At 35.7% G+C, this 8151-nt stretch carries 10 protein-coding genes and 1 pseudogene; all 11 read right to left on the reverse strand.

Going from position 1 to position 8151, the window contains the following annotated elements; all coding sequences use genetic code 11:
* Positions 1-59: 59 nt before the first annotated feature.
* Entirely contained in the window at positions 60-218 is a 159-nt protein-coding gene (locus tag ABCM67_RS15860; RefSeq protein WP_005426591.1) for a Maff2 family protein, read from the reverse strand.
* A 241-nt stretch (positions 219-459) separates the two neighbouring features.
* Positions 460-2319 carry a type IV secretory system conjugative DNA transfer family protein gene (locus ABCM67_RS15865; protein ID WP_342993033.1) on the reverse strand — a complete coding sequence of 620 codons (1860 nt, stop codon included), beginning with the start codon at positions 2317-2319 and terminating at the stop codon, positions 460-462.
* 119 nt (positions 2320-2438) lie between these two features.
* Positions 2439-2921, reverse strand: coding sequence for a PcfB family protein (locus ABCM67_RS15870; RefSeq protein ID WP_044925928.1), 483 nt, complete (start codon positions 2919-2921; stop codon positions 2439-2441).
* Between the two features lie 170 nt (positions 2922-3091).
* Positions 3092-4654, reverse strand: coding sequence for a hypothetical protein (locus tag ABCM67_RS15875; protein WP_147603405.1), 1563 nt, complete (start codon positions 4652-4654; stop codon positions 3092-3094).
* Positions 4655-4715: 61 nt separating this feature from the next.
* On the reverse strand, positions 4716-5513 hold the full coding sequence (locus ABCM67_RS15880) for a hypothetical protein (protein WP_147603406.1): 798 nt from the start codon (positions 5511-5513) through the stop codon (positions 4716-4718).
* The gene (locus ABCM67_RS15885) at positions 5510-5815 is read right to left on the reverse strand and encodes a helix-turn-helix transcriptional regulator (RefSeq protein ID WP_342993030.1); all 306 of its coding nucleotides are present in this window, start codon (positions 5813-5815) and stop codon (positions 5510-5512) included. The genes ABCM67_RS15880 and ABCM67_RS15885 overlap by 4 nt, the downstream gene beginning before the upstream one ends.
* Positions 5793-5987, reverse strand: coding sequence for a hypothetical protein (locus ABCM67_RS15890; protein WP_342993031.1), 195 nt, complete (start codon positions 5985-5987; stop codon positions 5793-5795). The genes ABCM67_RS15885 and ABCM67_RS15890 overlap by 23 nt, the downstream gene beginning before the upstream one ends.
* 59 nt (positions 5988-6046) lie before the next feature.
* Positions 6047-6334: a DUF6809 family protein gene (locus ABCM67_RS15895; protein WP_015541255.1), complete on the reverse strand. Its 288-nt coding sequence runs from the start codon at positions 6332-6334 to the stop codon at positions 6047-6049.
* Positions 6300-6686, reverse strand: coding sequence for a DUF6050 family protein (locus ABCM67_RS15900; protein WP_021926220.1), 387 nt, complete (start codon positions 6684-6686; stop codon positions 6300-6302). Before ABCM67_RS15900 ends, ABCM67_RS15895 begins: the two co-directional genes overlap by 35 nt.
* Positions 6683-7762 (reverse strand): DUF6017 domain-containing protein, encoded by a 1080-nt coding sequence (locus tag ABCM67_RS15905; RefSeq protein ID WP_342993032.1) that lies wholly within the window; start codon positions 7760-7762, stop codon positions 6683-6685. Before ABCM67_RS15905 ends, ABCM67_RS15900 begins: the two co-directional genes overlap by 4 nt.
* A gap of 22 nt (positions 7763-7784) precedes the next feature.
* Positions 7785-8151 (reverse strand): annotated as a pseudogene (locus tag ABCM67_RS15910) (chromosome partitioning protein ParB); the annotation flags it as partial.

Here is an 8151-nt window from a genome sequence, read left to right on the forward strand (position 1 = left end):
CTTGTAGCCTGCCGCTGATACCGTCTGGATTGTGCTTTTCCTTTCGTTTTTTGTTCCAACTAATTAGCCATGAACTGTTTTATTCCTTGTGACTTTGCACCCGGATTGTCCGTTCCATATCCTTCCAGCAGATTGATCACTCCCCAAGCTGCAAGTCCGGCTCCGATCGCACAAACCAATGTTTTTAAGGTCGTAATTGCCGTTGTAAAAAATGCCATAAGTGTACCTTTGGAAAACTTACATTTTCCAGTCCTTTCTTAGATTTTTTCCAGAAAGGGAAGAAAACACTATATAAACCCTGCCTTTTGTGCTACACTAAGCATAGGATTTTCTACTTGGAAAATTCCTCACACGTACAGTCGGTATATTCATTTTCGTCGATGGATACCGACTGTTCCTTTTTTCCAAATTATTCATGATTTCCTCCCATAATCCACTTCCCGACAATTTGTCGAGAAGTTACATCTGATACAGTTCCACTTCATCCTCTGGTTTTAGTATCAGATTAGTACTCAGATATTTTTCAATATCAAAAGTATTCTTTTTGTCATAATCGGACAGATATTTGTAGTTTTTATGTTTGCAAATATCGTATTTATTTGAGAAAAATGGTCTGACACCTCTCACCTGCAGAATACATTTTCCCCCGTCCATGACTGCTATTTCATCCTGGCTCATCAACTCCTTTCCTGTTTTCTGGTAGTTCATTCCATAAGACCGCTGACTGCCTCTCGTATCCGATGTGTTATAAAGATCTATGGTTTCTTTTCCCAGGATCTCCGCTATTTCCTTTAATGTCGTTTTTTCCTTTCCACCCAGGAATAAGGTCGTATCACAGTTCCCTTCGATGGTATCGGCATTATCCTTATAAATTGCCTTAAGCTGAGACTTTGACTGCAAAATAATAGAAGCTGAGATTTCCCGGCTTCTAATCGTAGCAATCAGTTTTTCAAATTTTGGAATTTGTCCGATGTTCGCAAACTCGTCCAGGAGACACCTCACATGAATTGGAAGTCTACCTCCATATACATCATCAGCTCTGTCACAGAGCAGATTAAAAAGCTGTGTGTACATAATAGAAACAATAAAATTAAAGGTATCATCGGTATCTGAAATAATAACAAACAATGCTGTTTTCCTGTCACCGACCAAATCCAGTTCCAGTTCGTCATAACTCATAAGCTCCCGCAGTTCCGCAATATCAAAGGGTGCGAGTCTTGCACCACAACTGATCAGAATAGATTTTGCTGTCTTACCGGCAGCCAGCTTGTATTTTTTGTACTGCCTTACCGCAAAATGGTTCGGGGCTTTCTGCTCCAGTTCATCAAACATCAGATCTACTGGATTCTTGAAATTCTCATCATCTTCCCTGGCTTCTGACGCATTAATCATTGCAAGCAAAGTATTGAAATTCTTTTCCTCTTCCCTACCTTCATACCAGATATAACCGATCAGGGCACAATAATAAAGTTTTTCCGCCTTTACCCAAAAATCCTCACCCGATTGCTGCCCTTCACCTTTGGTGTTAGCAATAATGGTTGTTACCAGTTTTAGAATATCTTTTTCACTGCGGATATATACAAATGGATTATAGTGCATGGATTTTTTGAAGTTAATTGTATTCAAAACTTTGATTTTATACGGTTCGTATATAACTTTTCCCTCTTTGTCCCGCACGATTTTTCCATTCTCATCCGTCATCGGACTGCCTTTTGCCAGCATACTGCCAACTTCCAGAAGCACAGTTCCCTTCGGATCAGTAATCACATAAGAGCTGTGCATCTGCATAATGTTAGGCTTTACAAAAAATCTGGTTTTTCCAGAACCGGAACCGCCAATTACCAGAATGTTTTTATTCCTGGCATATTTCGGATTCTTTGGTCTGCTTGACATAGTAAGACTCTCTGTTTCTGTGAGAATAATATTATTTTCAAATTCAGGATCAGCATATGGTCGTATATCTTTTTCTGTTCCCCATCTGGCAGAACCATACTCCACACCCAGCCGATATTTCCTGGCATTTTTCGTGCGGTAAATAATAATAAGCTTCACAGCCACGCCGCCTGCGATTCCACACAACAAATCTATATGATTCAAACTTGGCCAGAGATTCTGAAATGCCAGTTCAAAATAAGTAATGGTATTCATAAATTTATCCCAGGAAGTTGCTCCGGTGTTTACCCGATACAACCAGGCAATCTTATTGAAAAAATAGGCAAACATCAGATAGGGGAAATTAGCTAAAAACAGCTTTTTCTGATCTGCCCTCTTCAATTCACTTACCTTGTCCGTAATCAGATTTTTCACATCTGCAAGCATTTTTCCTGGGATACTCTCTGAGGAAAAAACAGCTTTTCCAGATATTTTTCTCTTTTTCGGAGAGCCTCTGATATGCTGAACTTTTCCTCTTTTCTTCTTATGCTGCTGTTTTTTCTCCGTCATAAACTCTGCCCTCTGTCTTTCTGCTGTTCTCTTGCTCGTTCTCTGTTCTTTCCTTTAGACACAGCATCCTTAAAGTGCATAAGTTTTTCCATAATAGATGGCTTATCCTTTTTGTTCATCTGGACACCCAAATATTTCTTAAATGCCAGATTCATCATTTCTGTATCCTGCCCTTTAAAGAACACATAGTAGGTCGGTGGCTTGGTCGAACTGTCTTTTTTCAAGGCAAAATCTAAACGGTATTTTTTTGCCACACGCTCAAAGGACTTGATATTTCCATCTGTGATTTCAATATTGGATAAACCAGAACCCTGGCTTTTCAATTCTTTGTATGACTGTTTTCCAACCTTATAAGGATTCTTTCCCTTTTGCTTCTGTCCTGACAGATACTTCCGCAGCATATTTTTTAACACGTCGGCAGTCACTCTTGCAGTTTTAACCGACAATGCGATTGTTTTCTGAGTAACTTCTTCCTGCAATTTGCACGCCTCCTTTCGATTCTGATCAGCAAATTATGGTGGAACTAACAGATGGGGGAGATATATTTTCATCGGAATTTGGCTCCTTTCCACTTCCCGACAAATTGTCGAGAAGTCCTCTTTTATTCATAAGAAAAAGCCATAGTGCTAACTATGACTTCTTCCCTGCATTATTCATCCTCTTCTAATTCAAACATTTCTTCGCTTTCTTGTATTTTCAGTTCCAAATATTCAAGGATTTCCGCTTTTACCATATCAATATCTCTTATAATTGCTTTATTCTGTGATAAATTTTCCTTATAAAATTCCAAGTATGTTATTCTTTGATTTTGCATTCTTACTTTTGTACATAAAGCTCTCTTTATTTTTTGTGGAATAAGATATTTTTCTATACTTTCCTCAAGATCAGACATTAAATCTGGTGAATACAAAATTAAATGATAGTTCTGCAACCAATAGGATTCTTGTGTACATGTTCTTAAATAATTTATTTCTTCTTCCTTAAACAAATGATCTTTTAAGTAATATGATATTAGTATTTGATTACATGATTTTGCTACTGCCCCACTGTATTCTTGCAATATTTCATTAAAACCAAATACAGAAATTGCATAGAAATAATATAATTGTTCCTCATTATAATTATTTCTTAAACATTCCTTATATCTTACCTTAAAGAATTGAGTTAATTTGTTTTTATCAAAATTCTGCATTTCTGCAAATCTGTCAGCAGCATATAACATTGATTCTGGCGAATATTTCAATAAAAAACACAGCTGATGATAATCATATTCTTTAACCTGGAATTTTCCTAATGGCAATTCTCGAAAATACTTTATTTTAAATAGATTATTAATAAATACCTTCTTCAATTTGTAATCATCTAATTTAGACATACGGTATACCATTTGATTAATAAAGCAAAGTTTATTATCCGTCTTTTCATTGTTAAAATGCGTATTGCAATGTGCAACTACTTTTTTCCAATATCTTGCAACAACATTATGGTTATTAAAAGTCTCATAGGTCCATATTTCTTTTTTATCACTTCTTTCCAAATCAAACTGCTCTAATACTTTATCAAAAATTGATATAATTCCATCGTTATCTTCTTTATTGCAGAAAAAGTAAAAATCATCTGAAAAATACGAAAAAATACAATCAATATTCTGCTCTATAAGCATATTTTCTATAGAGACACTTATTTTACTTAATATGCTCTCTGCAAAGTACAATGATATGTAATTTCCCATCAGTAAACCATTAGTTTCACCGCAATTCATATTTGAAAGATATCTTTCTCCATGTCCATTAAAATCTATATTATGTGTATATATTCTTCCGTAATATTCCTTGACATCTAATCTAATTAAATTATCATAAATACATAAATTATTAAAATCTCTTTCCAACTGCCGATCATATTCACCACCTGAAAAATCCCCTGTATCAATATTTGCTGATAATCTTTTATGTTGTATATCTAAGCACTGAATGTCATCAAAATATGGCATATCCTTATAATGATAATATGCTGCTACTAAATTTAAAATATTAGGCAATTTTAGCACTCGATATTTTTCTTCATCTTTTCGTATTCTGAATTTAATTGGCTCTGTCCATACCAATTTATCCAGATTAAAATTCTGTATATCCTGCGGAAAAGCTAATTCATCAATATTAATAAAATGCTTTACTGGATTTTTAAAATTATAAATATTATTTAGATTCATTACGTTCCCCCTAGTATAATAATAAAATTATTATACTACAATTGCCACTCCTAAGCATTTATTATTTTCCCTTTAGCAAATATAAGGTGCTAAACTGCACATACAACTTTCCTTCTTCCCAATCCATCTGATCCATCAGCAGGCACTGGAATAATACATCTACATCCTGCAATTTATAAATCCTGTTGCACGTTTCTGACAAACCTTTCAATTCCGGGACCTCTTGCATTGCGTTTCGCCTGTGCATAAGGCATTGCAGATATAATGCTTCCAGATGTTTCTGACTGAAAATAAGTGCTGTGATATCCTGTTCATTAACAGTACATTTACGTTTTTCTAACTCTTCCTGGGAAATATCCAGAAAACACCGGATATTTTCGACATATACATCACCATCAAATGTTGGATGCTTTTTCTTAATCCATCGTTTCGCCGCTACCTCCATATTCTTTCTGTCTCGATCAGATCTGGCACTACGGAAATTCAGCCTTTTGCCCATTTCTGCATAGATATTACTTTTCACCTGCCGATCTGCCAAAGCTGCGTATTCTTCATTGCGAAAAAAATAATCTAAAAGTTGGTTCATCTTAGCCTGACTATCTACCAAATGATAACATTCTTCGGAAAACCCCAAACCCGCAAATGCAACTGGCGCACTTCCTTTTTTGATTTCTTTTTCAATCACTCTCAAAATGTCTCTCTTTGATTCCATTTCTTGCTTTCCTTTCTCTTCTTCAATTTTCTGATTCTGTTCACAGATCATCAATAAGTTTTCATCTGCTCTTTTCGCTGTCAGTGTTAATGAATAACAAACCAAAACCAGAAACAGTGATATCAATACACTTCCTACACCAATCATAAAAACTTTTCCCCCTCCAATACATGAAGCAATCCGTCCCACTTAAAAAACGGACTGATTTTTTTCAGCATAGCAATCAAGTCCGCTTCATTTTCTATTTCAATATCCAAAAATTCTATTATACTAATTTCAAGTCCATCCGCAATTTTCTTTAATTGTTCTACTTTCGGCTTTCGTATGCCTATTTCATACTTCCGAATTGTATTCACATTAATTCCTGTTCGTTCTGCAAGCAGCTCCTGCGATAGCCCTCTCTGTTTCCGAAAATAACGAATCTTTTCATTTATCTCCATGTCTTTCATCTGTTGAACTTCTCGACAATTTGTCGAGAAGTTGTTCCCTTTCCCAGTTTTCTTTTCCTTCATATCCATACATAGATATTTCCTCATCCAACAGCCTTGCAACCATAAAGCAACAAGACAGCAAAAACAAAAGCACTATTCCTGCCATAATAATAATTATCAAATCAATCACATCTCATTCTCCTATGTAAGCGGTACAGAAAAAGCAGCCTTGACAGACTGCTTTTTCAATCACCATATTCTATTTTTGTTCTCATGTAAAAAGGCTTCCGAAATTGTGCGAATCCCAAACGCTAATCCATCTATGTAAGCGTCTCTCTGTTCTGTTTGTTTAAGATTTAAAGTATATTCCTTGTAATCCTCAAACATTGCCTGCAGATCCGGACTCATTAGACTTATCATTTCCTTTTCTAATGTTTCACACAGTTCCTTTGTCTCTTCATAACTTTTACTTTGTGTTTCACATTGATTCATTGGATAAATGCTATAATACAATTTTTCCAGTTGCTTTTCGCTCATTTTTGATCACCATTTCTTTCAGTCTTTTTATGATCCATATAATTCCAGAAATTCCGTTTTTTAGCAAAATTCCTGCTACAGCTAATAATCTCCAGGCAAGAACCCCTATTCCAATCAAACTTCCTACCATCAGTTTAAGTACCAACAAACCAAGCATTTCCCCTGTCCCCACATTTCTTGGAACAACCAGCAAAAACATTTTCTGGATTCCGAAAGGTATTCCCACAAAAAGCAATAATTTTCTCCAGTCTAATATTTCACCATTCATGCACATAGGGTGAACAATTAAGCAGATAATCATAGCTATTGCACCAGGAATTATCAATTTTGTTATAATTTCTTTTCCTCTCATATGCCACCTCCGTACATATCATGATTTACTTTTGCCTGGTAATAATTGCCTATTGTCGTTATTGAATTCATAAGACAGGTAAGCAAGTACGCTTTTATGTTCTTTACTTCCCTGGTATTCTCATGCAGACAGTCAAGTACATACTCTATGTGGCTTTCTTCCAGCAACAATAATCTGCTTTTTACGAACTGATATGGGTATTTCACTCCACTGATCGTAATATTCTCCCGTTCTATGCTGATTGTTTCCACAATTAGTGCCACAATTTCATCCAACTGTTGCTGTTCCCCCAGTCTGCATCGTTGTACAAGACAGTCATATTCAATATTTCTTTTTACAAGTGCAATATTCATCTGGAATAACTCCATCTCTTCCATCAAATCCATTGACTGCTGTTCGGAAGAATCTGAAAGATTGATAAGATCAGTATTACTTCTGTCAGTATTACTAATATCAGTATAATTATAATTAGTATTATTAGGGTCGGTTTTTCCGACTTCTGTAGTTCTGATTTTTCGACCACGATAAGTCGTATTTTCCGACCTCTTGAAGTCGGTTTTTCCGACCCCTTGAAGTCGATTTTTCCGACCACGATAAGTCGATTTTTCCGACTCCGATAAGTCGACTTCTTCGACCTCTCGATTTTGTTGAATACTCTCTTCGGATTCATCATTGTTTTTAACATCTTTTGATGTCCTTAAAATAAAGTTCTTTACATAAATAATATCCGGTTTACCAAATCCTTGTTTGACTCTTTCAATTAATCCGATTCCCTTTTTGGTATCCAGTTCTGCAAGCGTTTTCATTGCTTTATCTCTTCCACAATTCATATACTGAATAACCTGTTCAACAGTAAAAATAATATAAACCTTACCCTCTTCATCAAACCACTGATGTCTGATAGATAAAGCCATTCTGTCCAGCATCAGCCCATAAAGAACCTTTGCATCGCTGGACAGATTACGGAAATATTCATCTGTGAATAATACTTTGGGAATACGGTAAAAAGCAAACTGTTCCGATTCATAATCGTGAAAATAACCAAACTCTATTTTTGTGCTTTCGGATTTTGCCATTTTGCTTTCCCTCCTTCCCTCGTTATTGGCTTTTCTTCCAGTTATCAAGCAGTTCATAGATAACCTGTTCAATCTGTTCTCTGCTATATTCCTTTGGAAAATACTTTCGTATTTTCTTTTCAGTTAAAGTAACTTTTCCTGTCTCTGTTTTCTTTTCATTCAGAATAAGCTGTACCGCTAATTCTGTCAGATTACCTTCATCGCTGTATTGCTTCAGTTTTGTTGCCATTGAACCTGTAACAGAGCTTGCTCCAGACACTATGCAGTCTTTCACCCAAATCTGCTCCGTTTCTGATAAATAGGTTAATGAAACACCTACTGTAAAATTAATCTTTCCTTCATCCAACAATTTCAGCAATTCCGGAATAAGACAGGTCAAGCGTATGTAA

Origin of the sequence: Blautia sp. 2227st1_G12_2227SCRN_220401, from assembly GCF_039062885.1 — a bacterium.
Taxonomy (GTDB): domain Bacteria; phylum Bacillota; class Clostridia; order Lachnospirales; family Lachnospiraceae; genus Blautia_A; species Blautia_A fusiformis.